Below are 25203 nucleotides of genomic sequence, written 5' to 3'. Positions count from 1 at the left end.
TGGGTCAAAAATATCCCCGCCGGAGGCTCCTGCCCGCGCCACCGAGTATGGAGCCTTGCATTGATGCGAGACCTGTCCCGATTGTTGCGCCCCCGTTCCGTGGCGGTGATCGGCGGTGGGGCATGGTGTCGGGCGGTCGTGCAGCAGTTGCGAAAGGCCGGTTTTGCGGGGAAAATCTGGCCGGTCCATACGAGCGCGACTCAGGTCGAAGGGTTGCCCGCATTCCCGGGCGTCGCCGCATTGCCCGCACCGCCCGATGCCGCCTTTGTCGGGATCAACCGCGATGCCACCATTCCGGCGATTTCCGAGCTTTCCCGGATGGGCGCAGGTGGCGCGGTCTGTTTTGCCAGCGGATTCGCCGAAGTCGGCGACGGAGCCACGCTCCACGCCCGCCTGCTGGATGCGGCGGCCGACATGCCGATCCTCGGGCCCAATTGCTATGGCTTCATCAACGCCTTCGACGGGGCTCTGCTCTGGCCCGACCAACACGGTTGTTCGCCGGTGACGCGCGGGGTCGCGATCCTGACACAGTCGTCCAACATCGCGATCAACCTGACCATGCAGGCCCGGGCCCTGCCCATCGGCTATGTCGTCACCTGCGGCAATCAGGCTCAGACCACGCAAGCCCAGATCGCCCGCGCCCTGCTCGACGATCCGCGTGTGACGGCCATCGGCCTGCATATTGAGGGCTTCGGCGATCTGGCAGACTGGCAGGCCCTTGCCCGCGACGCCGCCGCCCGCGGCATCCCCCTTGTGGCCCTCAAGATCGGAGCGTCCGACGAGGCGCAGGTGGCGACCGTATCCCACACCGCCTCACTCGCGGGCAGCGATGCCGGGGCGCAGGCCCTGTTGGACCGTCTGGGGATCGCCCGGGTCTCTGACCTTGGGGTGTTTCTGGAAACGCTCAAGCTCATGCACGGCACCGGCCCCCTGCCGCACCCCGGTATCGCGTCGATCAGTTGCTCCGGCGGCGAGGCCAGTCTTGCGGCTGATACCGGCGCCCGCGCGGGTCTGCGCTTTCCGCTGCTCAGCCCCGATCAAACCGCCGCCCTGCATGACGCCCTTGGCCCCAAGGTGACGTTGTCCAACCCGTTGGACTACCACACCTACATCTGGCGCGATGCGATCGCCATGGCCCGCGCCTTCATCGCGATCGACGCCCCAGACATCGCCCTTACCTGCCTGATCGTGGACTACCCCCGGGCCGACCGCTGCGATGCATCCGATTGGGCCTGCGCCACCAGCGCCGCCAAGGACACCGCCTGGGCCACCGGCAAGCCGACCGCCATGCTCGCCACCTTGCCCGAACTGATGCCCGAGGACGTGGCCCAGGACCTGTTGGCTGCCGGGGTGGTGCCGCTGAGCGGGCTGGCCGATGGCTTTGCCGCCATTGCCGCTGCCGTGGCGCGGACTGCCCCGGATCGGGGGCGAGACCTGCTCCTGCCCGGCCCGGATCGGGAGCCGCTGCCGCTGACCGAGGCAGAGGCCAAGGCCACCCTCTCCGCCCACGGACTGGCCATCCCTGCGGCGCGTCACAGCATGAACGCCGCAGATGTCGCGAGCGCTTGCACCGGGCTCCGCCCACCCTTCGCACTCAAGGGCGAGGGGCATGCCCACAAGTCCGACGCCGGGGCAGTTGTGCTCGGGCTTGCCACCCCGCAGGCCGCACAGCAGGCGGCGGAAGGAATGGACGCCACCGGCTATCTGATCGAAGAGATGATCAGCGACGCCGTGGCCGAGCTGCTTGTCGGGGTGGTGCGCGATCCGGCGCATGGCTTCGTGCTGACGCTCGGGGCGGGGGGCATACTGACAGAGCTTTGGCAGGACAGCACGCAACTGCTGATCCCGGCGAGCCGCGCGAGCATCGAAACCGCGCTTGGCCGCTTGCGGATCGCGCCGCTTCTGACCGGGTTCCGGGGCAGGCCTGCGGCCGACCTCACCAGCATTGTGCGTGCCGTCGAGGCGGTGCAGGGCTACGTGCTTGCCAATGCGGACCGGCTGGCCGAAGTTGAGGTGAACCCGCTGCTTTGCACCCCCACCCGCGCCGTCGCCGTCGATGCGCTGATAAGGATTGCCCCCAATGACTGACGCCCCCGTCAAGACCCGCACCAAAGGCGCGATCCTCGAGGTCACGCTCGACCGGCCCAAGGCCAACGCGATCGACCTCAAGACCTCGGTCATCATGGGCGAGACCTTCCGGGCCTTCCGCGATGACGACTCGCTCAGGGTCTGCATCCTGCGCGCCGAGGGGGAGAAATTCTTCTGCCCCGGCTGGGACCTGAAGGCGGCAAGCGATGGCGATGCGGTCGATGGCGATTACGGGGTCGGCGGCTTTGGCGGCTTGCAGGAACTGCCGCACCTGAACAAACCGGTGATCTGCGCGGTCAACGGGATCTGCTGCGGCGGCGGGCTGGAACTGGCGCTGTCCTGCGATCTGATCCTCGCCTCCGACAACGCCACCTTCGCGCTGCCTGAAATCCGGTCGGGGACGGTGGCCGACGCCGCCTCGATCAAGCTGCCCAAGCGGATTCCCTATCACGTGGCGATGGACCTGTTGCTGACGGGGCGCTGGTTCGACGCCGAAGAGGCGCTCCGCTGGGGGCTGTTGAAAGAAATCACCACCCCCGAGGACCTGCTGCCCAAGGCTTGGGCGCTGGCCGAACTGCTCGCTTCCGGGCCGCCGCTGGTCTTTGCCGCGATCAAGGAGGTGGTGCGCGAGGCCGAGGACATGAAGTTTCAGGACGCGCTGAACCGGATTACCAAACGGCAATTCGCCACGGTGGACCGGCTCTATGGCAGCGAGGACAACCTCGAAGGGGCGCGGGCCTTCGCCGAAAAGCGCGATCCGGTCTGGAAAGGCAAGTAGCGCGACAAAAGCCGGACCTTCGACTGCCCGTGGGATGGCGATGTAGCGGGCGACATAGGCGCTTTATGGCTGCCACTGTCAGGACGTGGAATGAGCCCCAGGCTACGGATGACAAATCGCCAGCCCGCCGGGACGGGCAGTCGATGGTCCGGCGGCCTGACGGCCTTGATTCCGGACCGAACAAGCGCCCCGAAGGACTGTCCCCCTAACGCCGCTTGGAAAACGACGCCACCGCCACGGCTGCAATGACGATCAGGCCCACGAGGATCTCGCGGATATAGCTGTCCACCTGCATCTGCGTCAGGCCATTGTCGAGGATGCCGAGGATCAGCACCCCGACCAGCGTGAACAGCACGCGCGGCTCGCCCTGCCTGCTCATCGTCATACCCAGAAACACGGCGGCAATGGCGTCGAGCATCAGGCCGCTGCCTTGGGTCGGGTTGGCCGAGGCGACGCGGGCGGCATACATCAGGCCGGCACCGGCCGCGCCGAGGCCGGTCAGGCCAAAGGCCAGAAGGCGCAGACGTTTGACCTTGATCCCGGCAAGGTGTGCCGCCTCCTTGTTGCCGCCGATGGCATAGAGACGGCGGCCGAAGGTGGTCTGCTCCAGCACGAACCAGCAGACGAGGATGACAAGCGCGGCCGTCACCGTCAGGAACGGTATCCTGACGTCGCCCAACTCGATGCCGCCACGGGCAAAGCCCGAAAATCCGGCCGGAATATCGCGGCCAAAGATCGTCTTGCCGTCGCTGATTAGGAACGCCAGTCCGCTGAACACCGTAAGCGTGCCAAGGGTGGCGACAAAGGGCAGAATGCCGATGACCGACACCAGAAACCCGTTGAACAGGCCGCCCGCCGCGCCCACCAATAGCGCCGCGAGGAGCGCGGTCCAGATCGGATAGTCCATGGTAAAGACCGTCGCCGCGACGATGCCTGCAAGACTGGCCATCGAGCCGACCGAGAGGTCGAAATCGTTCATCACCATGACGATGGTCATCGTCGCCGCGACCACGGCGAGCATGGACAGCTGCTGGCTGATGTTGATGAGGTTGCGGGCGGTCAGGAACGTCTCGGGCAGTTGGACGGCAAAGAACACGATGATCGCGGCAAAGCCCAGAAGCGTGCCGGATTGGCGCAGGGTCTTGGTCATTGGGCTGAACTCGTCATGCTGGGCCTTTGGGTCAGATGCGCCGCCTCGGGCGGGTAGAAATGGGTCAACAGAGCGGCGCTGGTCAGGCCCTCCGTATCGAGGATCTCGGTCTGGCGACCGTCTTGCAGCACGAGAATGCGGTCGCACATGCCCAGCATCTCCGGCAGGTCGGACGAGGTCAGGATGATGGCGCAACCCTGCGCGCTGAGATCGCGGACGGTGGTATAGATGTCGAACTTGGCGCCCACGTCGACGCCGCGTGTCGGCTCGTCGAGGAGGAGGAGCTTGGGCTGGCCATAAAGCGCGCGGGCAAAGACCACCTTTTGCTGATTGCCGCCCGAAAGCTGGCCGACGGGCTGGTCGATGTGATCGTATTTCACCCGCATCTTGGCGCTCATGGCGGCAGCATCGCGGCGCTCGGCGCCCGCCTTGGCGCGCAGGCCGTAGCGGCCCAGATGCGGCAGCACCACGTTGGCGCGGATCGACATATCGAGCATCAGCCCCTCGGCGCGGCGTTCGCGGGGCAAATAGGCAATACCGCGCGCCCATGCCTCGGCCGGTGTGGCCGGCGTCGGGCCACCCATAACACGCACCTGTGTATCGTGGGTTCGGCCAAGGCCCATGAAAAGCCCGAGCAGCTGGCTCTGTCCCGCTTCCGCCAGACCGGCGACGCCCAGGATCTCGCCGGCCCGCAGGGTGAAGTCCGCCGCCCCCGACACCTCGGCCACGACCTCGGCACCGATCGGATGGCGCCGCGGCGGATAGGCGTCCTGCACGTCCCGTCCGGTCATCGCATGGATGATCTGGTCCTTGCTCAGCCCGGCCACTGGGCCGGTCGAGACATGACGTCCGTCGCGCAGCACGGTCACGTCATCGCAGATCGCCATCACCTCGTCGATCCGGTGCGAGACATAAAGCACCGCCGCCCCCTTGGCCGTCAGCCGGGCGATCACCGCAAACAGCATCTCGGATTCCTCGCCGGTCAGCGCGGCCGTCGGCTCGTCGAGGACATAGAGATCGGCCTGCCTGCCCTCGTCGGCGACCAGCGCCGCCGCGATCTTGATCAGCATCTTGTCGCCCGCGGGCAGATCACCGGCCAGCCCCGCCACGTCGATATGCGCAGCGCCCAGAAAGGCCAGCGCCTCGCGGGCCATCGCCCGGACCCGCGGCCAATCCACCGCCAGCCCAAAGCGGCGCGGATAGGGCCGCCCCAGCAGCACATTCTCGGCCACCGAGATCTGCGGGACGATGTTCAGCTCCTGATGGATAAAGCGAAAGCCCGCGTCATGGGCGTCCTGCGCCGAGGCGAGGGGCAGCGGAACGCCGTCCTTCTCGACGCTCAGGCTATCCGCCCCGACGACGCCCGCGATCAGCTTGATCAGGGTGCTCTTGCCCGCCCCGTTCTCTCCCATCAGGGCGTGGACGCGGCCTCCGGTCAGGGTCAGGGACACGTCCGACAGGGCAGGCACACCGCCGTAGGCCTTGGACATCTGTCTGAATGTCAGGCTGTGCATGGCATCGCTTTTCAGAGGGCGGAAAGGGGCGACGCCGGTGTCGGCGCCGCCGCGGGGATCACTCGGCGGCGTTGGCCGATGTCACCAGCATGGTCGGCACATAGATCACGCTCTCGCGGAGCTCTTCGCCGGCCAGCAAGCGGGCAACGACATCGGCAGCGGTCGACCCGATTCCGTTGAAATCCTGCGCAATGGAGGCTTCGAAATTGCCACCGGCGGCGATGGCGTCGCGGGCCTGCGGGTTCGCGTCGATGCCGGTGATCACGATGCCCTCACCGGCGCGGCCGGCATCCTCGATGGCCTGCAAGGCGCCCAGCGCGGGCTGGTCCCACGCGGCCCAGACGGCGGCAATGCTGCCCGGCTCGGGATTGGCGGCGAGGATCGCCTCCATCTTGGCGCGGCTGTCGGCGATGCCACCATCGGACACATCCGGGGTCACACGGTCGAGCACCTCGATATCGGGAAAGTTGCCAAAGATCGCGTCGGCCACAACGCCCCGGATCTGCACCGGCGGAAAGGCGTCAAAGACAAACATCACCACGGCACCTTCGCCGTTGATGCGGTTGGCCACGTAGACGGCGGTCTCGGCGGCCATGCCATAGCCGTTGGAGGTGACGTTCGCGGCGACCAGCGGATCGGATCCGGCATCCATGCCCACCACCGGAATGCCCGCGTCGGCGGCAGCCATCAGGCCGACACCCACCTGAGCGGGATCGACGTTGATCACGATGGCGTCGACATTCTGAACAACGGCATCCTCGATGCGGCTGATCACGGCGGCCACGTCGCCAGCGGTGTCGATGACGTTCACGTCCCAGCCACGCTCGGCGGCGGCGGCTTCAAAGCCCTCGACATAGGCCTGCGTGCCCGGCTGCGCGAGATACGGCGTGATCACCGCCACGGTTTCGGCCCACGCGGCAGAGGCGCACAGAGCCAAAGCCGAGACAGCCAGCGTCAGATGTCTTGTCATTTTCGTCTCCCCTAGGTTTGGCGGTATCTGAGAGCCTTCGGCGTGGATTGTAAAGGGATGGTCGCCGCCCCGGGACCGGGTTTCTCGGCGGTCAGGGGGCCGCGGCCGACAGGGCAGACACCCGTTTGCCCAGATCGGCGGTCGTTGTGATCGCCTCTGCGTAGAGAGCAAAGAGATCGTCATAGAAAGCACGCCGCCCCGGATCGGGCGCATAGCTTTGGTCCACCGCGGCAAGCGCGGCATAGGCCTCTTCAAACCCGGCAAAGGCACCCACGCCGATGGCGGCCATCGTCGCGGCACCCAGAATCCCCGGATCCTTGGCGGCAAGACGGCGAAGCTCCACGCCCATCACATCGGCACGGATCTGGTTCCACGGCTCGGACTGAAACCCACCGCCGCCGCAGGTGATCGTGTCGCTTTTCACCCCCGACGAGGCCTGCAACGTCTCGAGCGCCATGCGGGCGGCCATCGCCACGCCCTCATAGACCGCGCGGGCGAAATCGGCCTGCCCGGTCTGGCGGCTCACCCCCAGAAAGGCGGCGCGCAGATCGGCGTCCCACAAAGGGGCGCGCTCGCCCTGCAACTGCGGCAGGAACAGCGGCACCGCATCGCTGCGGGGGCCGACCATCGCGGCCATGGCCTCGGGCGACATTTCGTGCACGCCGGTGAACCAAGCCACCGCATCGCCGCCCGATTGGGTCGGCGCGGCATGCAGCCTTATGCCCTCGCATTCGGCAAAGACGATCGCGCCCGGCGTCGGGATCACCTCGCGGGACGAGATGCCCATGATCTCGCTGGTGCCGCTCAGATACATCGTCGAACGGTCCTGCGCCCCGCCTGTGCCGACAAGGCCCGCCCAAGCGTCCATCGTGCCCGACACCACCGGCACGCCCTCGAAGGGGCCGCCGCGCACCCGGCCGACCACGTCGCAGATCGGCACCAGCGGAGCCATGCGCTCCGCCGCGCCGGGCACGAGGGCCAAGACCTCCGGCACATAGCGCAGATCGCTGTCCACAAGGCCCACGTTCGACAACGGGTCCGTCGCGGCCTCGCCGGTCAGGGCGAGCAGGCAGTAATCCTTGGGCAGCATCACCCATCGGGTCTGCTCCCATATCTCCGGGCGATGGGCGGCAACCCACGCCATCCTCGAGGCCGCATGGCTCGCGTCAATCGGCATCGGGGCGCCCCACCACGCCTGCTTCTGCTCAACGGTCACGCGGGCATCCAACGCCGCGGCTTCCGCCCCGGCCCGGCCATCCTGCCACAGTATCGCGGGCATCAGCGAGGAACCATCCGCGCCCACGAAAACATGGGTGTTGACCTGACTGGTCAGGCCAATGGCCGAAACCTCATGGCCCGCAAAAGCCTCCAGTGCGGCATCGATCAGACGGATCCAATCCGCCGGATCCTGCTCCACCACGTTGCGGCCAGAGCGGCGGGTCGGATAGCTCTGGGCAAAGCGGGCCACGATCTGGCCGGTCTCGTCGATGATTCCGGCCTTCACCGAGGTCGTGCCGACATCAATCCCCAGAATGCGCATCAGCGGCCCCTAGCGCTTGGAGAACACAACGACATAGCCGTTGTCCTTGGCATGCGGTCCGGTCGCACCCTCGCGATAAAGCGGCACAGTGGACAACGAGAACCCCGTGATCTGATCGGCCAGCGCCTCGATCTTGGCCTCGAATCCGGCGGCCACATAGTGCTTGGCATTCATCCCCAGCGAGAAAATCGCACCGGGTGCGGCGGCCGCCAAAAGCGGGTCGAACGCCTCCGGGCCGACATGGCCCAGCGTGAACGTGCCGGAACTGACCACGCCGGCATAGGGGCCCTCGGGCAAGACAATCGGCTGGGTCACATCCGCCTCGATCAGATGGCGGTATATGCCCTTGCGGCCCGCCACTGCGAGCATCTCCGGCGACAGATCCAGCGCGTCGATGGGGGCAATCCCCGCCGCGCCCAGCCCCTCGCCCATCACGCCCGTGCCCGCACCGACGTCGAGCACCGGGCCGGCGCCACCGGCGGCCAGAAACGCATCCGCCACATGGCTTGGCATCAGATAGCCCTGCCCCTGCACGAAATCGGCGTCATAGGTCTCGGCCCATTCGGCATAGAGGCGACGTGTGTCCTCTGGCCCGTTCAGCGAATAGGCGGAGGAGAGCTTGCTGTTGTCCTGATCTGTCATAGAGCCAAGATCCGCACTGGGCGACAAATTGCAACCACCTTGCGCAAGGCCGCGCATCACGGCATCACTCGGGCTATGAAAACCTTGCTCTCCTTCGGCCACGGCTACTCCGCCCAGGCACTTGCCCGGATCCTGCCCCGCGACTGGCGGGTCATCGGCACGACGCGCAGCGAAGACAAGGCCGCCGCCCTGCTCGCCGCAGGCACCGAGCCGCGGATCTGGCCCGGCGCCGACCTGACACCGGCGCTCGACGCGGCGACGCACCTGTTGATCTCGGCGGCCCCGGACGCGGACGGCGACCCGGTCCTGCGGGAATTGCGCTCCGAGATCGCCGCACGGGCAGGGCAGTTCGAATGGGTGGGCTACCTCTCCACCACCGGGGTCTATGGCGATCACAACGGCGCTTGGGTCGACGAAACCGCCCCGCTCACCCCCGCCACTGCACGCGGGCAAGCGCGGGTGAGGGCCGAAGCGGACTGGGCGACGCTCGGGCTCCCTCTGCATATCTTTCGGCTGGCAGGGATCTACGGCCCCGGCCGCGGCCCCTTCGCCAAGGTGCGCAACGGCACCGCTCGCAGGATCATCAAACCGGGGCAGGTCTTCAGCCGCACCCACGTCGACGACATCGCGCAAGTCCTGCTCGCCTCGATCAATCAGCCCAACCCCGGCCGCGCCTACAACGTCTGCGACGACGACCCGGCCCCGCCCGAAGACGTCATCGGCCACGCGGCACAGCTTCTCGGCCTGCCGATCCCGCCCGCCGAAGACTTCGACACTGCCGAGATGACGCCGATGGCGCGCAGCTTCTACGCCGAGAGCAAGAAGGTCTCCAACGAGCGGATCAAATCCGAACTTGGGGTCGTGCTGAAATACCCCGACTACAGGGCCGGGCTCAGCGCGCTTCTGGCCTTGGAAGAGCGCGACGAATAGCCCAAGCCAGCCCGGAGAACAGCGCCAGAACCGCCATGGCGACCAGCACATTGGTCACATAGAACTCGATGCGGCCGGCAGGCTCCAAGTTGTTGAGAAACTTATAGGGCAACCCCGTCGTCACCGACCCCACAGGGCTGTCGGCCAGGGGGCGGACGACGCCCTCGATCCACGCAAAATACGTCGCACAAAACAGCAGCAAACAGCCCGCCGCCGCAAAGGGCCTGCGAAACGAACGATGGATGAACAGGGCATCAATCCACTGCAACGCCGGACCAAGGGCATGCAAATACCCCTCCAGCCACCACGAGTTCAATTCGCCGTCACGGGTGACAGAGGTGGGATCGGCCAGATACAGACGCCAATACAGGAACACGACCATCAGATTGGCCACGGCGGTCATGGCGACGACGGCGTCCCAACGGCGCTCCGTTCGGCCCTCCTCGCGGGCAATCATCCGGCTGGCACAGAAGAACGACGCAAACAGCGCCCAGACGGTCAGGAACCGGAACGGCCCGGCAAACTGCTCCCAGCCGCCGAAAATCACCATCCGCAGACAATAGCCCGCAGCCAGCAAAAACACCGCCCAGCGATAGATCAAAACAGCGCGCATCCGGCCCTCCCGTCTTCGGCAACATGACCGATCGCAGAGGGGCCGACAATGCTTGCACCGGCGGCGCCGGCAAACCATATGGACATGACATCAAAGCCCCAAAAGGACTGGTCCCTTGCGCAGCCAACTGACCCGCTTTCTCGAACGCGACAGCACCAAGAACGCCATCATCGGCGTGATCCTGTTCAACGCCGTCATTCTGGGGCTGGAAACATCGCAAAGCGTGATGGCGACGGCCGGCGGGCTGATCGGTCTGCTCGACAGCATCTGTCTGACGATCTTCGTGGTCGAGCTCTTGGCGAAACTCTACGCCTATCGGGGGCAATTCTTCCACAACCCCTGGAACCTGTTCGATTTCTTCGTCGTCGGGATCTCGCTCGTGCCAGCGAGCCAAGGGCTGTCGGTGCTGCGGGCGCTCCGTATTCTGCGGGTGCTGCGGGTGATATCGGCCGCCCCCCGACTGCGGCGGGTGGTCGAGGGGTTCATCACGGCCCTGCCCGGCATGGGATCGGTCTTCGTGCTGATGGCACTGATCTTCTACATCGGGGCGGTGATGGCGACGAAACTCTTCGGGGCCGACTTCCCCGAATGGTTCGGCACATTGGCGCGGTCCGGCTATTCGCTGTTCCAGATCATGACGCTGGAAAGCTGGTCGATGGGGATCGTCAGGCCAGTGATGGAGGTCTACCCCTACGCATGGCTGTTCTTCGTGCCGTTCATCATGGTCACCACCTTCGCCGTGGTAAACCTGCTCGTCGGCCTCATCGTCAACTCGATGCAGGACGCCCACGCCGAGGAATCGAACGCCGCCACCGACGAATACCGCGACCGGGTGCTCGCCCGGCTGGAAGCCATCGAAGCCGAGCTGAAATCAAGGCGCGACTAGGGGCTTCTTTGGGTCAAAAATATCCCCGCCGGAGGCTCCCGGCCTAGCCGCCCGCCTTGAATGCCTCATAGCGCGCCCGGGTCTCCGCATTCATCGGATACAGGCCGGGCAGCGGCACGCCACGGTCGACCTCCTCCATGATCCACGCCTCCATGCGCTCCTGCTCCGGGGCTTCGGCGAGCACCGTCTCCAGATAGGCCGCCGGGATCAGCACCGCACCATCGTCATCAGCCAGAATCCAATCACCGGGCATCACGGCGACGCCGCCACAAGCAACCGGCTCGTCCCAGCCGACAAAGGTCAGGCCCGCCACGCTCGGCGGCGCGGCCACACCGGCGCACCAGACCGGCAGGCCGGTGCCGTGAACGCCGGCCGCATCGCGGACCACGCCGTCACTGATCAGGGCGGCCACACCGCGTTTCACCATCCGGGCGGCAAGGATATCGCCAAAGATGCCGGCATCCGACACGCCCATCGCATCCACGACGGCGATACAGCCCTCGGGCATCGCCTCGATGGCAGCGCGGGTCGAAATCGGCGAGGACCAGCTTTCCGGCGTCGCCAGATCCTCGCGGGCCGGCACGAACCGCAGGGTAAAGACCGGGCCCGCCAATCGCGGCTGTCCGGGGGCCATCGGCTTGGGTCCGCGCAGCCAGACGTTGCGCAATCCCTTCTTGAGCAGAACGGTGGTGACGGTCGCCGTCGTGACCGTCTCCAGCACCGATTTCGTGTCCATCATGGCTTTACCCTTCGTTCATCCGTGCGCCCCATTAACCGGGCCAATCCAAGCAACCGCACCTACGGCATACCGACGCCATACCGACGTGATACCGCGGGCCATTTCAGGCCGTTAACTAGTTGCGCGACTCAGCGCGGGCCGGCAGCACATCGACACCCATCACATTCAGCACCTTGGCCTCGATGTGCTCGGCGTTCATCCCGGCCACGTCGTACATGTCCTTGGGGCTGGCCTGATCGATGAAAATGTCGGGCAAAACCATCGAACGATACTTGAGGCCGTGGTCAAAAACCCCTTCATCGCCAAGCAGTTGCGCGACATGAGAGCCGAATCCGCCGACAGCGCCCTCCTCCACCGTGATCAGCGCATCATGGGTCTCGGCAAGGCGCAAAATCAGGTCGCGGTCGAGCGGTTTGGCAAAGCGGGCATCGGCCACCGTGGGCGTAATCCCGCGGGCTTGCAGCGCCTCGCAGGCCAGCATCACTTCCTGCAATCGGGTGCCAAATGACAGGATGGCAACGCCTTTTCCCTCTTGGATCATGCGGCCTTTGCCGATCTCCAAGGGCTTGACATCATTGGGCATTTCCACGCCCACACCCTCGCCACGCGGAAAGCGGAAGGCAATCGGCCCGCTGTCATGGGCCGCCGCCGTGGCGACCATGCGGATCAGCTCCGCCTCGTCGCTCGCGGCCATCACGACAAATCCCGGCAGGTTGGCAAGGAACGCCACGTCGAAAGAGCCAGCATGGGTCGACCCGTCCGCACCGACCAACCCCGCACGATCAATGGCAAATCTGACCGGAAGCCGCTGAATCGCAACGTCGTGAACGACCTGATCGTAGCCCCTCTGCAGAAAGGTCGAATAGAGCGCGCAAAACGGCCGCAACCCGCCCGCCGCAAGCCCCGCGGCAAAGGTCACCGCATGCTGCTCGGCAATACCGACGTCAAAGCAGCGCGAGGCATAGCGCTCCATGAATTTGCTCAGGCCCGTGCCATCCGGCATCGCTGCCGTGACGGCACAGATGCGGCTATCCTTCGCCGCGTGATCCAGCAAAGCATTCGCAAAAACAGAGGTATAGCTGGGCGCATTGGATTTCGCCTTGGCCTGTTTTCCGGTCACCATGTCAAACTTGGCGGTCGCATGCCCCTTGTCAGACGCCTCTTCGGCGGGGGCATACCCCTTGCCCTTCTTGGTGATCGCATGGATCAAAATCGGCCCCGTGGCGCGGGATTTCACAGTGCGGAGCACGGCCAGAAGTTGCTCCATATCATGGCCGTCGATCGGCCCGAGATAGGAGAAGCCCAGCTCCTCGAACAGGGTCCCGCCCACAGTCATATGCTTGAGCATTTCCTTCGCCCGATGCGCACCCTCGCGAAGCGGCGGCGGCAGGAACGACACCGCCCCCTTGGCCGCAGCCTTAAGCTCTTGGAAAGGAGCCCCGGCATAGAGTTTGGACAAGTAAGCCGACATCGCCCCCACAGGCGGCGCAATCGACATCTCGTTGTCATTGAGGATGACAATCAGCCGCTTTTTCAGATGACCCGCGTTATTCATGGCCTCATAGGCCATGCCCGCGCTCATCGCGCCGTCACCGATCACGGCAATCGCGTCGCCCAGGCCATGTTCAGGCGCACCGCCCAGATCACGAGCCACGGCAAAGCCGAGCGCCGCGCTGATCGACGTGCTCGAATGGGCGGCCCCGAATGGGTCGTATGGGCTTTCGGAGCGTTTGGTAAATCCGCTGAGGCCACCCTTCGTACGCAAGGTGCGGATACGGTCGCGACGGCCGGTCAGGATCTTGTGGGGATAGCACTGATGGGACACATCCCAAATGATGCGGTCCTTTGGGGCATCAAACACAGCATGTAGCGCGACAGTGAGTTCGACGACACCAAGGCCAGCGCCCAGATGGCCCCCGGTCTCGCTGACTGCGCTGATCGTCTCGGCACGCAGCTCGTCGGCCAATCGAACCAATTCCGCGTCCGACAAACGCTTCATGTCGGCGGGCACCTTGACCTGATCCAGCAGGGGCGTTTCGGGACGGTTTGTCATCTTGCGAGCCTTCTCAGTTCCGCCGGGAAATCACAAAGCGGGCGGCGTCCCGCAGGCTGTCGGCCTTTGCACCAAAGGGCTCCAGCGCCACACATGCCTCGTCGATCAAGGCGCTTGCGCGGGCTTTTGCCGCATCCAGGCCCAATAGCGAAACGAACGTCGCCTTGCCAGCCTCGGCATCCTTGCGCAAGGCTTTGCCGACCGCTTCCGCATCGCCCTCTACATCCAAGATGTCATCGGCGATCTGGAATGCCAGCCCTAACGCCGCGGCATAGCGGCGCATTGGCGCAGGATCCGCCCCGGCCAAAATCGCGCCGGCTTCGGCGGACCATGCAATCAAGGCGCCGGTCTTGCCCGCCTGAAGCGCGGTGATTTGCTCCAAGGTCAATGGTTCCGCCGCAGTTTCCGCCGCAATATCAAGCGCCTGCCCCAAGACCATGCCGTCGGCTCCAGCCGCCTTGGCCAGCGCCGCCACCAGTGCAATTCGCACCTCCGCATTGCCGACCTCGGGCGCAGCACACAGCTGAAACGCAAGGGTTTGCAACGCATCGCCGGCAAGGACCGCCGTCGCCTCGTCCCACTTGCGGTGTACCGTCGGCTGGCCTCGGCGGAGGTCGTCGTCATCCATGCAGGGCAGGTCGTCATGTACCAGCGAATAGGCATGCAAAGCCTCGATCGCCGCCGCCGGAGCCGTCGCCCGCGCCGCCACGACCCCGTGCAAAGCCGCTGATTCCAATACCAAAAATCCGCGCAACCCTTTGCCGCCCTTGACGGCATAGGCCATCGCCTGAACCACAGGCAGGTCCGACATCGCGGCAAATTCTCGGGTCAGTCGATCTTGGGTCAGCGTCGCCGCTCGGGCCAGTCCAGAGGCAAAGTCAGTCGCCAAGAGCCGTCGTCCCGGTCGGCTGACCGCCCTCACCCAGCGTGATCTTGGCAACCTTCTCTTCGGCTTCGGTCAGCTTCGTCTCGCAACGTTTCTTGAGCGCGGCACCACGCTCATAGAGCGCAATGGAATCCTCGAGCGCCACGTCGCCGCGCTCCAGCTTGCCCACCACCTGCTCGAGCTCGCGGATCGCATCCTCGAAGCTCATCTCGTCCACCGGCACGTCCGTCATGCGCCTCTCTCCTTCAATACCGTCACATGGGCCGCCGCACTGGCGCCCAGAGCGCCCAAGTCATAGCCGCCTTCGAGCGCAGATACCACGCGTCCACCGCAATGGGCATCCGCAAGATCACAAAGCCGCTCAGTCACCCAGATGAAGTCAGCCTCGGTCAGCATCAGCCCGGCCAGTGGATCATCCTTATGTGCATCGAATCCTGCGGAAATGAGCAGGAGTTGCGGAGCAAACGCATCGACACGGGGTAGCACCTGCCGTTCCATCACATCGCGAAACACCTCCGAGCCGGCCCCATCCGGCAAGGGAACGTTCAACACATTCCCCACGCCGGTTTCATGGGCATGGCCCGTGCCTGGATAGAGCGGCATCTGGTGCGTGGAACAGAACAGGATGCGGGGATCGTCTTCGACAAGGTCCTGGGTGCCGTTGCCGTGATGGACATCGAAATCCACGATCGCAACACGCTCAAGTCCATGAAATTCCAGCGCATGTTTGGCGGCGACTGCGACGCTTCCAAAAAAGCAAAAGCCCATCGCCGTCTCGCGTTCGGCATGGTGTCCCGGCGGGCGCACGGCGGCAAAGGCGTTGTCCGCCTCTCCGGCGATCACCATATCGACAGCCCGAACGACGGCCCCCGCTGCACGGTGCGCCGCGGTGAGCGTGCCCGCGGACATGTGGGTGTCGGCGTCGAGAGATCGCCAGCCATGCTCGGGCGCGGCGGCCTTCAGGGCCTCCAGATGCGCCTTGGGGTGGGCGCGAAGCAAGTCGTCCTCGGCGGCCAGCGGGGCGCTGACCCGCATCAGGTCCATCTTGTCGAGGGCGTTCAGAACGGCGTCCAGACGGGCCACCTGTTCGGGGTGGCCCGGAGGCGTGATATGGTCGTAACAATCGGGGTGTGAAATCAGTGCTGTGGTCATAGGGTAAGTCAAAACCATTGCCACCCGTCTGACAAGGATCTCTCCGATGCGTTATCTGCTTCTCGCCATTTTTCTGATCCCCGGCGTCGCCATGGCCGACAGAATTCTGGGGGAGGTGACGTCGGATCTGAACGGTGACGGGACCGCCGAGACCTTTATTCTGCGGGAGTTCGACGAAGGTTATGCCTCGCTGATCCTCGTCACAGAGAGCGGCGCGCCGGTCGAGTTTCGGGCTGTCGCCTGGTCCGGCATGGGAGCAGGAAACCAACCCAGCCTGGCGCTGGCGCCGAATGGGTCGGTGCAGATCATCTCTGAGAACGCGGCGATCGGCCGAAACCGCTGGACCCAGACGCTGACCATCGCCTACCGGGCCGGAGCCTACAGGGTCGCGGGCTACACCTACAGCTGGTATGACACTCTCGACCTTGAGTTTGCGGGGACCTGCGACGTCAATCTGCTGACGGGGAACGGGGTTCTCGATCAGTTGGGCCACAAACCAAAGTCGATCTCCGATCCGAACCTAGTGGCGGTGCCCCTTGGGGACTGGACGATGGACAGCGCCGTAGAGGCGTGTGATCCCATCGCCACCGACAGCTAGTCGGGCGCAAGCATATAGCCCTCGCCGCGCACTGTTTGCAGATAGCGCGGCTGCTTTGGATCGGACTCCAGCTTGCGGCGCAGGCGGGTGATCTGGACGTCGACGGCACGCTCCTGCGCCTGGCCACCACCACGGCCGAGTTCTTCGACCAGACGGGCGCGGCTGACGGCCTCTCCCGGACAGCCGGAGAAAATCCGCATCAACTGGCTCTCGGTCGAGGTCAAGCGAACGGGCTGCTCTCCCTCCCAGAGTTCACCACGCTCGATGTCATAGCGAATAGGGCCAAGGGTCAGAACCTTGGGCGATACGGTGGTCGGCTCTGCCGCTGGAACGCGGCGCAAAATCGCGTTGATCCGCAACAGAAGCTCTTTCGGCTCGAAGGGCTTGGAAAGGTAGTCGTCCGCACCGGCCTCGAACCCGTTGATCCTGTCGTTCGTATCGCTCTTGGCCGTCAGCAGAAGGATCGGTGTGCTGATGCGTTGGCGCAGATCACGGCAAAACGTGACGCCATCTTCGCCGGGCATCATCACGTCCAGAACGATCATGTCGAATTCGAGTCCTGAGAGGATCCGCCGGGCATGGGCGGCATCGCGGGCGGCCGATACGAGGAAACCATTGCGTATCAGGAATTTCTGCAGCAGCACGCGGATGCGTTCGTCGTCATCCACGATCAAAAGGTGAGCGGCGTCCATCACGTCTTGCCCTTCTCTCGCAGCGCCTCGTAGTGGCGCCGCATATCTTCATCCATCATCGCTTCCAGCACCTGCCGAAAACCCGCGACCGCCTCCGGCCCGGCGGCGCGATAGGCCGCGCGCATCCGATCCCGTTGTGCGTCCGACAAGGCACGCTCAAGCTCTGCACCCGTGTCGGTCAGGTATAAATGCCGCTCGCGCTTGTCGATCTGGCCAACCCTGCTTTCGACCAAGCCATCCGCAACCAATGTTCGCAACACACGATTCAGGGATTGTTTTGTAACACCCAAAATGGACAAAAGATTGTTCACCGTGGTTCCGGGGCTGCGATGGATGAAATGCACGGCGCGATGATGGGCCCGGCCATAGCCCCACTCGGACAGGATGCGGTCCGGATCGGCGGTGAAACCGCGATAGGCGAAGAACATCGCCTCGATACCTTTGCGCAGCTGTTCGTCGGTCAGAAACAGCAACGCCTGCCCGCCTTGGGGGGATGTCGACTGATCCATGGCAAGCCTCCCTTGTTTGGGCGCAGGATACGTCAGCCTTGTTGACACTCCAAGGCGCAACTGCTAGCGAAACGTGAAATTTGCGCAAGAATGTGTCCGGGCTGGACCCTTCGTCGCAACAATTGACAAAATGAGGTACCGAAGATGGCCGGATCATACGATGACCGCGATGGCAAAATCTGGATGGATGGGACACTCACCGACTGGCGGGATGCCAATGTCCATGTCCTTACCCATGCGATGCATTACGCCTCATCGGTATTCGAAGGCGAGCGCTGCTACAACGGCAAGATCTTCAAGAGCCGCGAGCACTCCGAGCGCTTGCATTACTCGGCCAAATGCCTCGACTTCGAAGTGCCCTACACCGTCGATGAGCTTGAAGCAGCCAAGCAATCCGTGCTCGCAGCCAACGGCCTGACCGACGCATATGTGCGTGCCATTGCATGGCGCGGTGCGGGCGAGGATATGGGTGTGGCCTCCAAGAAGAACCCGGTGCGGGTCGCCATCGCGGCCTGGGAGTGGGGCAACTACTACGGTGACGCGAAATTCAAGGGGGCCAAGCTCGACATCGCCAAATGGAAACGGCCGAGCCCGGAAACCGCGCCCAGCCTCGCCAAGGCCGCCGGGCTCTATATGATCTGCACCATGTCAAAGCACGCGGCCGAGGCAAAAGGATGCTCCGACGCCATGATGTTCGATTACCGCGGCTACGTGGCCGAGGCGACGGGCGCCAACATCTTTTTCGTCAAGAACGGCGAAGTCCACACGCCGCTTCCCGATTGCTTCCTCAACGGGCTGACCCGGCAAACCGTGATCGGAATGCTGAACGATCGGCAGATCAAGGTGATCGAACGGCACATCATGCCCGAAGAGCTCGAGGGGTTCGAGCAGTGCTGGCTGACCGGCACCGCCGCCGAAGTGACCCCGGTGGGACAGATCGGCGACTACAACTTCGAAGTCGGCGCCATCACCCGCGAGATGTCGGACAGCTATGAGAAACTGGTGCGCGCCTGACGCTCAGGCGGCCGGCACCATGTTGCACAGCATTTCAAACATGAGCGACACGCCGAGGAAGGCGGTCGCCCCGGACTGATCAAACGGCGGGGACACCTCGACGAGATCAGCGCCGACGATGTTCACCCCGGCCAATTCCCGGGCGCATTGCAGCGCCTGATAGGAATTCGGACCGCCGACTTCCGGTGTTCCGGTGCCGGGCGCAAAAGCCGGATCGACGAAGTCGATGTCGTAAGTGACATAGGTGGGCATATCGCCCACAAGCTCACGCGCCTGCGCCATCACGTCGAGCACGCCACGGGCGTGGAATTCCTCGATCGGAATGATGGTCACGCCGACCGCCTCGGCGAAATCCCTGTCTTCGAAGTCATAGGCCGTGCCGCGGATCCCGATCTGGATCACCTTGCGCGGATCGAGCAAGCCTTCCTCAATGGCACGTCGGAACGGCGTGCCATGGGTGAACATCGTGCCGTTGAAATAGCTGTGGAACAGGTCCGTGTGGCTGTCGAAATGGATCATGCCCAAAGGAACAGCCTTGCCCAAGGCCCGAAGGATCGGCAGAGAGCAGAGGTGATCGCCGCCCGCAGTCAGCGGCTTTATCTTGGCAGCGACGACCTGATCGTAGAATGCCGTGATCCGGGTCATCGAATCCATCAGGTCGGCCGGGTTCGGACCCACGTCACCCAGATCCGCGCAGTTCATCGCCTCGAACGGGCGCACGCCCGTCGCGCCATTCTGCGCCCGGATCATCGTCGACATGTCGCGCAGCTGACGCGGACCGTGGCGGGGGCCGGGGCGATTGGTCGTTCCGCCGTCCCACGGCGTGCCGATCAGGCCGATATCGACCTCCGAGATACGCGGGCTGTCCAACGGCACATGGGGCAGCCGCATGAAAGTTGGCACACCGGCAAAGCGTGGCAGGTCAAACCCCGAGATCGGCTGAAAGTACGAATCCGCCATTTTGGCTCTCCTAGAAGTCGAGGTTTTCGACGTTCAATGCGTTTTGCTGGATGAACTCGCGACGGGGTTCGACCACGTCGCCCATCAGCTTGGTGAACAGGTCATCGGCCTCGGCCACGTCGTCGATCTTGACCTGAAGCAGCGTCCGCGCGTCCGGGTCCAGCGTGGTTTCCCACAACTGGTCCGGGTTCATTTCGCCCAACCCCTTGTAGCGCTGCAGAGTGAGACCCTTCTCGCCCTCCTGCAGGATCGCCTTGAGCAGGTCGAGGGGGCCATGAATCAACTGGCTCCGATCCTTGCGGACCAAGGTTGCCGGCAGGTCGTAGATTTCCTGAAGGCTTTGCGTGAACGTCCCGGCGCGGCGGCTTTCGCCGGAGCGGAGCATCGGGCCATCCAATGTGCGCACCTCTTCGACGCCGCGAAGGATGCGGGCCAAACGGATGCCCTTGTCTTGCGTGATCCGGCCTTGCCAACCGCGCTCGTATTCCAGCGCGATCAAGTCAAGACGACGGGCGACCTTGTCGGCCACGCCCTGCAAATCGCTGTCCACGGCACCCGGCACGAAGGCGCCGGCAATGGCAGCCTGCTCCAGGATGTGGCGGGGGTAGTGCGTCGGGAAAGCGTCGATCACACGGCGCAACTTCGCGGCGTCTTCCACCACGCGCAGCAAATCCGCGCCGGCGATCTCGGAGCCGTCGCCCAAACGCAAGAGCGCCCCCTCAATGCCCTGATGCGTCAGGTAGTCGTCGAGCGCGGCCTGATCCTTGAGATACACCTCGGACCGGCCACGAGAAACCTTATACAGCGGCGGCTGCGCGATATAGACAAAGCCGCCCTCGATCAATTCCGGCATCTGACGGAAGAAGAAGGTGAGAAGCAGTGTTCTGATATGCGCCCCGTCCACGTCGGCGTCCGTCATGATGACGATCTTGTGGTAGCGAAGCTTGTCGATATTGAACTCGTCGCGCCCGATGCCGGTACCGAGAGCCATCACGAGATTGCCGATCTCCTGACTGGCGAGCATGCGGTCGAAACGGGCACGCTCGACGTTCAGGATCTTGCCGCGCAACGGCAAGACGGCCTGAGTGCGCCGATCCCGCCCGGTCTGCGCCGATCCACCGGCGCTGTCCCCCTCGACGAGGAAGACTTCGGTTTTCGACGGATCCTTCTCGGAGCAATCCTTGAGCTTGCCGGCGAGGAAGTTGACGTCCATCGCGGTCTTGCGACGGGTAAGCTCACGCGCCTTGCGGGCAGCTTCGCGGGCCAAGGCGGCCTCGACGATCTTGCCCACGATGACCTTGGCGATTTGCGGATTTTCCTCAAACCACTCGGCCAGCTTCTCGTTCATCAGGTTCTCGACCGCTGGGCGGACCTCGGAACTGACGAGCTTGTCCTTGGTCTGGCTGGAGAACTTCGGGTCCGGTACTTTCACCGACAATACGCAGGTGAGTCCCTCACGCGCATCGTCGCCAGTGAAAGAGACCTTCTCCTTCTTGGCGATACCGCTCGACTGAGCGTAGTTGTTGATCGTGCGTGTCAAAGCCGCGCGAAAGCCCGCCATATGCGTGCCGCCATCGCGCTGCGGAATATTATTGGTGAACGGCAGAACCATCTCGTTGTAGCTGTCGTTCCACCACATCGCGACCTCGACACCGATATCATCGCGCTCGCCACGGACATAAATCGGCTCCGGCAGGATCGACGACTTGTGCCGGTCGAGGTATTTGACGAATTCCTTGACGCCGCCCTCGTAAAACAGCTCGGTCCGCAGCGGGACGGCAGGGCGATCATCCTCCAGAATGATACGCACACCGGAGTTCAGGAAGGCCAATTCCCTGAGCCGCTTTTCAAGCGTCTCGTAGACGTAATTGAGGTTCGAGAACGTGCTGGTCGACGCCAGAAAGCGGACCTCCGTGCCCTTCTCCCCATTCGCATCGCCAACGACCTCGAGCGATTTGACGGTGACACTGTCTTCAAAGCGAACGAAGTGCTCTTTCCCGTTGCGCCAGATCCGCAATTCCAGCCAATCGGACAGAGCGTTAACCACCGAAATCCCCACACCGTGCAGACCACCGGAAACCTTGTAGGAGTTCTGATCGAACTTACCGCCGGCATGAAGCTGGGTCATGATGACCTCGGCGGCACTGACGCCCTCTTCCTTGTGCATATCCACTGGGATGCCGCGACCGTTGTCCCGCACAGAAACGCTCGAATCCGCGTGGATTTTCACCAGCACATGGTCGGCGTGACCCGCCAGCGCCTCGTCAATTCCGTTGTCGACGGCCTCATAGACCATATGGTGAAGCCCCGATCCATCATCGGTATCGCCAATATACATGCCCGGACGCTTTCGAACAGCATCCAAGCCCTTGAGAACCTTGATAGAATCAGCACCATATTCCGGCTGATTTTCGGTGACGTCTGACATAGAGAATTTCCTTGGTGTTCACCCCCGAAATATAGCTATTTGGCCCATGTTTGTCACGTCGAAACCCCAATATTTGGTGTCCCAAAGGGCCAAAGACTCAGCGCCGGCGATTCGAGCCGAATCGCGCTTGGAAATCGACGGTTCTCAACGGCTCGAACCGGGCCGGAACCCCGCTCAGAAGAGGTGCCCCAAGAGGTCGACCTCGGCCCGCGGTTCCCATGCCATATCGGTCAGCGGCAACACCATCAGCCCATCGTCTACCTTGGTATCAACGGCACCGGTATGGGCGTGATCCATGCCCACATAGGTCAGGCGATTGCGATGGGGCACAAACCCGGACGCCGCGTAGAGCGGTCGGTCGCCAAACAGCACAAAGAAGTTCGCCAGCGTCGCCCGCGCCTCGTCTACTGCGGCACGCATCAGGCCCGATGCTATGCCCCGGCCGCGATAGGCCGGGTCTGTCGATACCTCGGCCAGACCCACGATAGGCACCAACGCCTCGCCCAAGCGAATATCGCGAAAACACAGGGCCATATGGCCCACGATCTGACCGTCCTCGCGCCAGACCAGCCGCAGGTGATGGCGCTGCTTGTGATACGATCGGCCACCAAAGTCCTCCTGGAAGGCGCGGACCAGCATTTCGGCAATCTGGCGCTCGTACTCGGCACTCAGTCGCATTTCCTCGATCCGCTCCATCATGACTGGCTCTCCCGAATTGTCATCTGCGACACGCCTGCCGTGTCCGTGGCCTCTAGGTAGTTCGCCCGCTCACCAAAGGCGGTGAACAACTCAGGGCCGGTGCCGGTCATGAAGGCCTGCCCCCCCAAGGCGCATATCTCATCATAAAGCGCGGCGCGGCGGCCATCATCCAAATGGGCGGCAACCTCGTCGAGCAACAAGACGGGGGGATGAGCCTGCGCCAAGGCGCGCGCATTCGCCAGAATGAGCGAAACGAGCAGGGCCTTCTGCTCTCCGGTCGAGCAGTCGCGCGCAGGCACATCCTTTGCCTTCCACACAGCCTCCAGATCGGCACGATGCGGGCCGGTCAAGGTGCGGCCCGCCCCAAGGTCCCGCGAACGGCCCTCTGCAAAGGCAGCCCGCAGGCCGTCCTCGGTAGTCTGCGGATCGGTCTCAGGATGGCTGAGCGCCAGATCCGCGGCCGGAAATGCAGTCTCGGCATCGGCCTGCGCCCGCATCAACGCCTCGATGGTCGACTGCCGGCCCGCATGGATCGCAGCTCCCGCGCGGGCCATCTGGCCTTCGACCGCCGCATACCAATGCGCATCGCGAACCATATCCTTGAGAAGGCGGTTTCGTTCACGCATTGCCTTCTCATAATCGAGGACAGCCTCGGCATGTCTTGGATCAAAGCTCAGCACGGCACGGTCCAGAAAACGGCGCCGGCCCTCCGCCCCCTCGATCCACAGACGATCCATCGACGGGACAAGCCACAGCACACGCATCAAGCGGCCCAGAGCCACCTGTGATGTGGTCTTCCCATCGATCCGCACTTGGCGGGACGATCCGGGCTCGGCCCATGTCTCAACCTCATGGCCCGCCACTTCGGCACGGATTTTCCATCCGATCGCTTCGGGTCGGCGGATCAAATCGTCCGCCCCGGCCCGGCGCATCCCCCGGCCCGGCGACAAGAGCGATACCGCCTCGATCAGATTTGTCTTACCGGCTCCGTTGGGCCCATAGATCGCCACCGGCCCACCGTCGAACGACAGCTCCGTCCGATGGTGGGAGCGGAAATGAGACAGGCTGATCTTGGCGACAAACGGCCCCGGCATGGCTCAGCGCCTCATTTCTTCTGGCCAGAAATACGGATACCCGGCCCGACATCCAGAAAGTCAGTCAGGCAACTGCGGCAGACATCCCCACGTCCGGTCAAACGCGCATCGGCATCACGACATAGACGGCGCTCATGTCGTCGCCCTCACGCATCAGCGTCGGATCACCCGAGGAATTGAACAGGAATACGGCATTCTCGCGGTCGACCTGACTGGCGATCTCTAGAAGATATTTCGCGTTGAACCCGATCTCGAGCTTTTCGTCGGCATATGCGACGGCAAGCTCTTCCTCGGCGGCCCCACTGTCCGGCGCATTGACCGAAAGGATCAACCGATCTTCGTCGAGGCTCAGCTTCACCGCACGGGACCGTTCGGAGGAAACCGTCGCCACCCGGTCTACGGCGCGCGCGAATTCGCTGGCGTCCACCTCCAGTCGGCGTGTGTTGCCCTGCGGGATCACGCGGGTGTAGTCGGGGAAGGTGCCATCGATCACCTTTGAGGTCATCGTGATGTCGGGGGTCGCAAAGCGCACCTTGGTTTCAGACACGGATACGGCGATCTGCATCTCGTCGTCCTCCAACAGCTTGCGCATCTCGCCAACGGTCTTGCGGGGCACGATCACGCCCGCCATGCCCTCTGCGCCTTCGGGAAGCAGAGCGTCGATCCGGGCAAGCCGGTGGCCGTCTGTGGCCACGCAGCGCAAGACCTTGCCGCTTTCGCCGTCGGCCACGTGCAGATAGACGCCATTCAGGTAATAGCGGGTTTCCTCTGTCGAAATCGCGAACTTCGCCTTGTCGAACAGGCGGCGAAGCACAGCGGCCGGAGCGGAGAAATTCGTCGCGTATTCAGACGATGCCATCACCGGAAAATCTTCGCGCGGCAATGTCGCCAACTCGAAATTGGAGCGACCCGCTTCGATACTCAGTCGGCCGACCTGCGCATTGTCGCTGAGCGTGACCAGCGCACCGTCGGGCAATTTGCGCACGATCTCGTTCAAGGTCATGGCAGATACCGTGGTGGCGCCTGCCTTCTCGACCATCGCCGGGGCGCGATCGACCACTTCGATATCGAGGTCCGTTGCCCGGAACTGCACCGAATCGCCTTCGGCTTCGATCAGCACGTTGGCGAGAATCGGGATTGTGTTGCGCCGCTCGACAACCGATTGGGCCTGCGCCACCGCCTTGAGAAGCGCACCGCGCTCAATGCTGAATTTCATGTTCGTCGCTCCGTTTTGCCGAACCAAGAGTCCGGGAGGGGAAAACTACCGG

24 protein-coding genes are annotated in these 25203 nt (G+C 63.9%); 6 read left to right on the top strand and 18 right to left on the bottom strand.

All coding sequences use genetic code 11. From position 1 onward, the window contains the following. The first annotated feature begins 63 nt into the window (after positions 1–63). On the top strand, positions 64–2088 hold the full coding sequence (locus LOM8899_RS12025; protein WP_245820517.1) for an acetate--CoA ligase family protein: 2025 nt from the start codon (positions 64–66) through the stop codon (positions 2086–2088). Beyond that, positions 2081–2866, top strand: a complete 786-nt coding sequence (locus tag LOM8899_RS12020; protein WP_093992470.1) for a carnitinyl-CoA dehydratase — start codon at positions 2081–2083, stop codon at positions 2864–2866. The genes LOM8899_RS12025 and LOM8899_RS12020 overlap by 8 nt, the downstream gene beginning before the upstream one ends. Positions 2867–3071: 205 nt before the next feature. Here LOM8899_RS12020 and LOM8899_RS12015 read toward each other — a convergent pair whose 3' ends face one another. From LOM8899_RS12015 to LOM8899_RS11995, 5 genes are all read right to left on the bottom strand, one after another. Further along, positions 3072–4016, bottom strand: coding sequence for an ABC transporter permease (locus tag LOM8899_RS12015; RefSeq protein WP_093992469.1), 945 nt, complete (start codon positions 4014–4016; stop codon positions 3072–3074). Further along, positions 4013–5530 carry a sugar ABC transporter ATP-binding protein gene (locus LOM8899_RS12010; protein ID WP_093992468.1) on the bottom strand — a complete coding sequence of 506 codons (1518 nt, stop codon included), beginning with the start codon at positions 5528–5530 and terminating at the stop codon, positions 4013–4015. Before LOM8899_RS12010 ends, LOM8899_RS12015 begins: the two co-directional genes overlap by 4 nt. Positions 5531–5588: 58 nt before the next feature. Continuing rightward, entirely contained in the window at positions 5589–6500 is a 912-nt protein-coding gene (locus tag LOM8899_RS12005) for a substrate-binding domain-containing protein (protein WP_093992467.1), read from the bottom strand. 91 nt (positions 6501–6591) lie between these two features. Next, positions 6592–8040 (bottom strand): xylulokinase, encoded by a 1449-nt coding sequence (locus tag LOM8899_RS12000; protein ID WP_093992466.1) that lies wholly within the window; start codon positions 8038–8040, stop codon positions 6592–6594. A 9-nt stretch (positions 8041–8049) separates the two neighbouring features. Further along, positions 8050–8682: a class I SAM-dependent DNA methyltransferase gene (locus tag LOM8899_RS11995; RefSeq protein ID WP_093992668.1), complete on the bottom strand. Its 633-nt coding sequence runs from the start codon at positions 8680–8682 to the stop codon at positions 8050–8052. A 75-nt stretch (positions 8683–8757) separates the two neighbouring features. Between LOM8899_RS11995 and LOM8899_RS11990 the strand changes: the two genes are divergently transcribed. Then, the gene (locus LOM8899_RS11990; protein ID WP_093992465.1) at positions 8758–9612 is read left to right on the top strand and encodes an SDR family oxidoreductase; all 855 of its coding nucleotides are present in this window, start codon (positions 8758–8760) and stop codon (positions 9610–9612) included. Here LOM8899_RS11990 and LOM8899_RS11985 read toward each other — a convergent pair. Beyond that, positions 9575–10225, bottom strand: coding sequence for an androgen-induced gene 1 family protein (locus LOM8899_RS11985; protein WP_093992464.1), 651 nt, complete (start codon positions 10223–10225; stop codon positions 9575–9577). The genes LOM8899_RS11990 and LOM8899_RS11985 overlap by 38 nt on opposite strands. Positions 10226–10340: 115 nt before the next feature. Between LOM8899_RS11985 and LOM8899_RS11980 the strand changes: the two genes are divergently transcribed. Then, positions 10341–11111, top strand: coding sequence for an ion transporter (locus LOM8899_RS11980; protein ID WP_168770534.1), 771 nt, complete (start codon positions 10341–10343; stop codon positions 11109–11111). Positions 11112–11154: 43 nt separating this feature from the next. On the opposite strand, the gene LOM8899_RS11975 is transcribed toward LOM8899_RS11980, so the two are convergent. The 5 genes from LOM8899_RS11975 to LOM8899_RS11955 all read right to left on the bottom strand — a co-directional run bounded on the left by LOM8899_RS11975 (position 11155) and on the right by LOM8899_RS11955 (position 15941). Then, complete coding sequence (locus tag LOM8899_RS11975; protein ID WP_093992463.1) at positions 11155–11850, bottom strand: ribonuclease activity regulator RraA; 696 nt, start codon at positions 11848–11850, stop codon at positions 11155–11157. A 115-nt stretch (positions 11851–11965) separates the two neighbouring features. After that, complete coding sequence (gene dxs / locus LOM8899_RS11970; RefSeq protein WP_093992462.1) at positions 11966–13903, bottom strand: 1-deoxy-D-xylulose-5-phosphate synthase; 1938 nt, start codon at positions 13901–13903, stop codon at positions 11966–11968. 13 nt (positions 13904–13916) lie between these two features. Continuing rightward, on the bottom strand, positions 13917–14792 hold the full coding sequence (locus tag LOM8899_RS11965) for a polyprenyl synthetase family protein (protein ID WP_370739338.1): 876 nt from the start codon (positions 14790–14792) through the stop codon (positions 13917–13919). Further along, positions 14782–15021: an exodeoxyribonuclease VII small subunit gene (locus LOM8899_RS11960; RefSeq protein WP_093992460.1), complete on the bottom strand. Its 240-nt coding sequence runs from the start codon at positions 15019–15021 to the stop codon at positions 14782–14784. Before LOM8899_RS11960 ends, LOM8899_RS11965 begins: the two co-directional genes overlap by 11 nt. Next, positions 15018–15941, bottom strand: a complete 924-nt coding sequence (locus LOM8899_RS11955) for a histone deacetylase family protein (protein WP_093992459.1) — start codon at positions 15939–15941, stop codon at positions 15018–15020. Before LOM8899_RS11955 ends, LOM8899_RS11960 begins: the two co-directional genes overlap by 4 nt. A 46-nt stretch (positions 15942–15987) precedes the next feature. Between LOM8899_RS11955 and LOM8899_RS11950 the strand changes: the two genes are divergently transcribed. Then, entirely contained in the window at positions 15988–16539 is a 552-nt protein-coding gene (locus tag LOM8899_RS11950; protein WP_093992458.1) for a hypothetical protein, read from the top strand. On the opposite strand, the gene LOM8899_RS11945 is transcribed toward LOM8899_RS11950, so the two are convergent. Both LOM8899_RS11945 and LOM8899_RS11940 read right to left on the bottom strand, forming a co-directional pair. Beyond that, entirely contained in the window at positions 16536–17231 is a 696-nt protein-coding gene (locus LOM8899_RS11945) for a response regulator (protein WP_093992457.1), read from the bottom strand. The two genes, LOM8899_RS11950 and LOM8899_RS11945, sit on opposite strands and share 4 nt — an antisense overlap. Continuing rightward, positions 17231–17740, bottom strand: coding sequence for a MarR family winged helix-turn-helix transcriptional regulator (locus LOM8899_RS11940; RefSeq protein ID WP_093992456.1), 510 nt, complete (start codon positions 17738–17740; stop codon positions 17231–17233). The genes LOM8899_RS11945 and LOM8899_RS11940 overlap by 1 nt, the downstream gene beginning before the upstream one ends. Positions 17741–17884: 144 nt before the next feature. On the opposite strand from LOM8899_RS11940, the gene LOM8899_RS11935 reads away from it, so the two are divergent. Beyond that, complete coding sequence (locus LOM8899_RS11935; RefSeq protein WP_093992455.1) at positions 17885–18754, top strand: branched-chain amino acid aminotransferase; 870 nt, start codon at positions 17885–17887, stop codon at positions 18752–18754. Between the two features lie 3 nt (positions 18755–18757). On the opposite strand, the gene speB is transcribed toward LOM8899_RS11935, so the two are convergent. The 5 genes from speB to dnaN form a co-directional block, all read right to left on the bottom strand. Then, positions 18758–19714 (bottom strand): agmatinase, encoded by a 957-nt coding sequence (gene speB, locus LOM8899_RS11930; protein WP_093992454.1) that lies wholly within the window; start codon positions 19712–19714, stop codon positions 18758–18760. A 10-nt stretch (positions 19715–19724) separates the two neighbouring features. Further along, positions 19725–22142 (bottom strand): DNA topoisomerase (ATP-hydrolyzing) subunit B, encoded by a 2418-nt coding sequence (gene gyrB, locus LOM8899_RS11925; RefSeq protein ID WP_093992453.1) that lies wholly within the window; start codon positions 22140–22142, stop codon positions 19725–19727. A gap of 174 nt (positions 22143–22316) precedes the next feature. Beyond that, the gene (locus LOM8899_RS11920; protein WP_093992452.1) at positions 22317–22841 is read right to left on the bottom strand and encodes a GNAT family N-acetyltransferase; all 525 of its coding nucleotides are present in this window, start codon (positions 22839–22841) and stop codon (positions 22317–22319) included. Continuing rightward, a complete protein-coding gene (recF, locus tag LOM8899_RS11915) occupies positions 22838–23935 on the bottom strand; it encodes a DNA replication/repair protein RecF (RefSeq protein WP_093992451.1) in 1098 nt (365 codons plus the stop codon). Before recF ends, LOM8899_RS11920 begins: the two co-directional genes overlap by 4 nt. Before the next feature lie 97 nt (positions 23936–24032). Next, positions 24033–25151: a DNA polymerase III subunit beta gene (gene dnaN, locus LOM8899_RS11910; protein WP_093992450.1), complete on the bottom strand. Its 1119-nt coding sequence runs from the start codon at positions 25149–25151 to the stop codon at positions 24033–24035. Between the last annotated feature and the right edge of the window lie 52 nt (positions 25152–25203).

The organism is Flavimaricola marinus, assembly GCF_900184895.1.
Taxonomy (GTDB): Bacteria; Pseudomonadota; Alphaproteobacteria; order Rhodobacterales; family Rhodobacteraceae; genus Flavimaricola; species Flavimaricola marinus.
The sequence above is the reverse complement of the archived record's forward strand: the minus strand, read 5'-3'. Positions and strand labels throughout refer to the sequence as shown.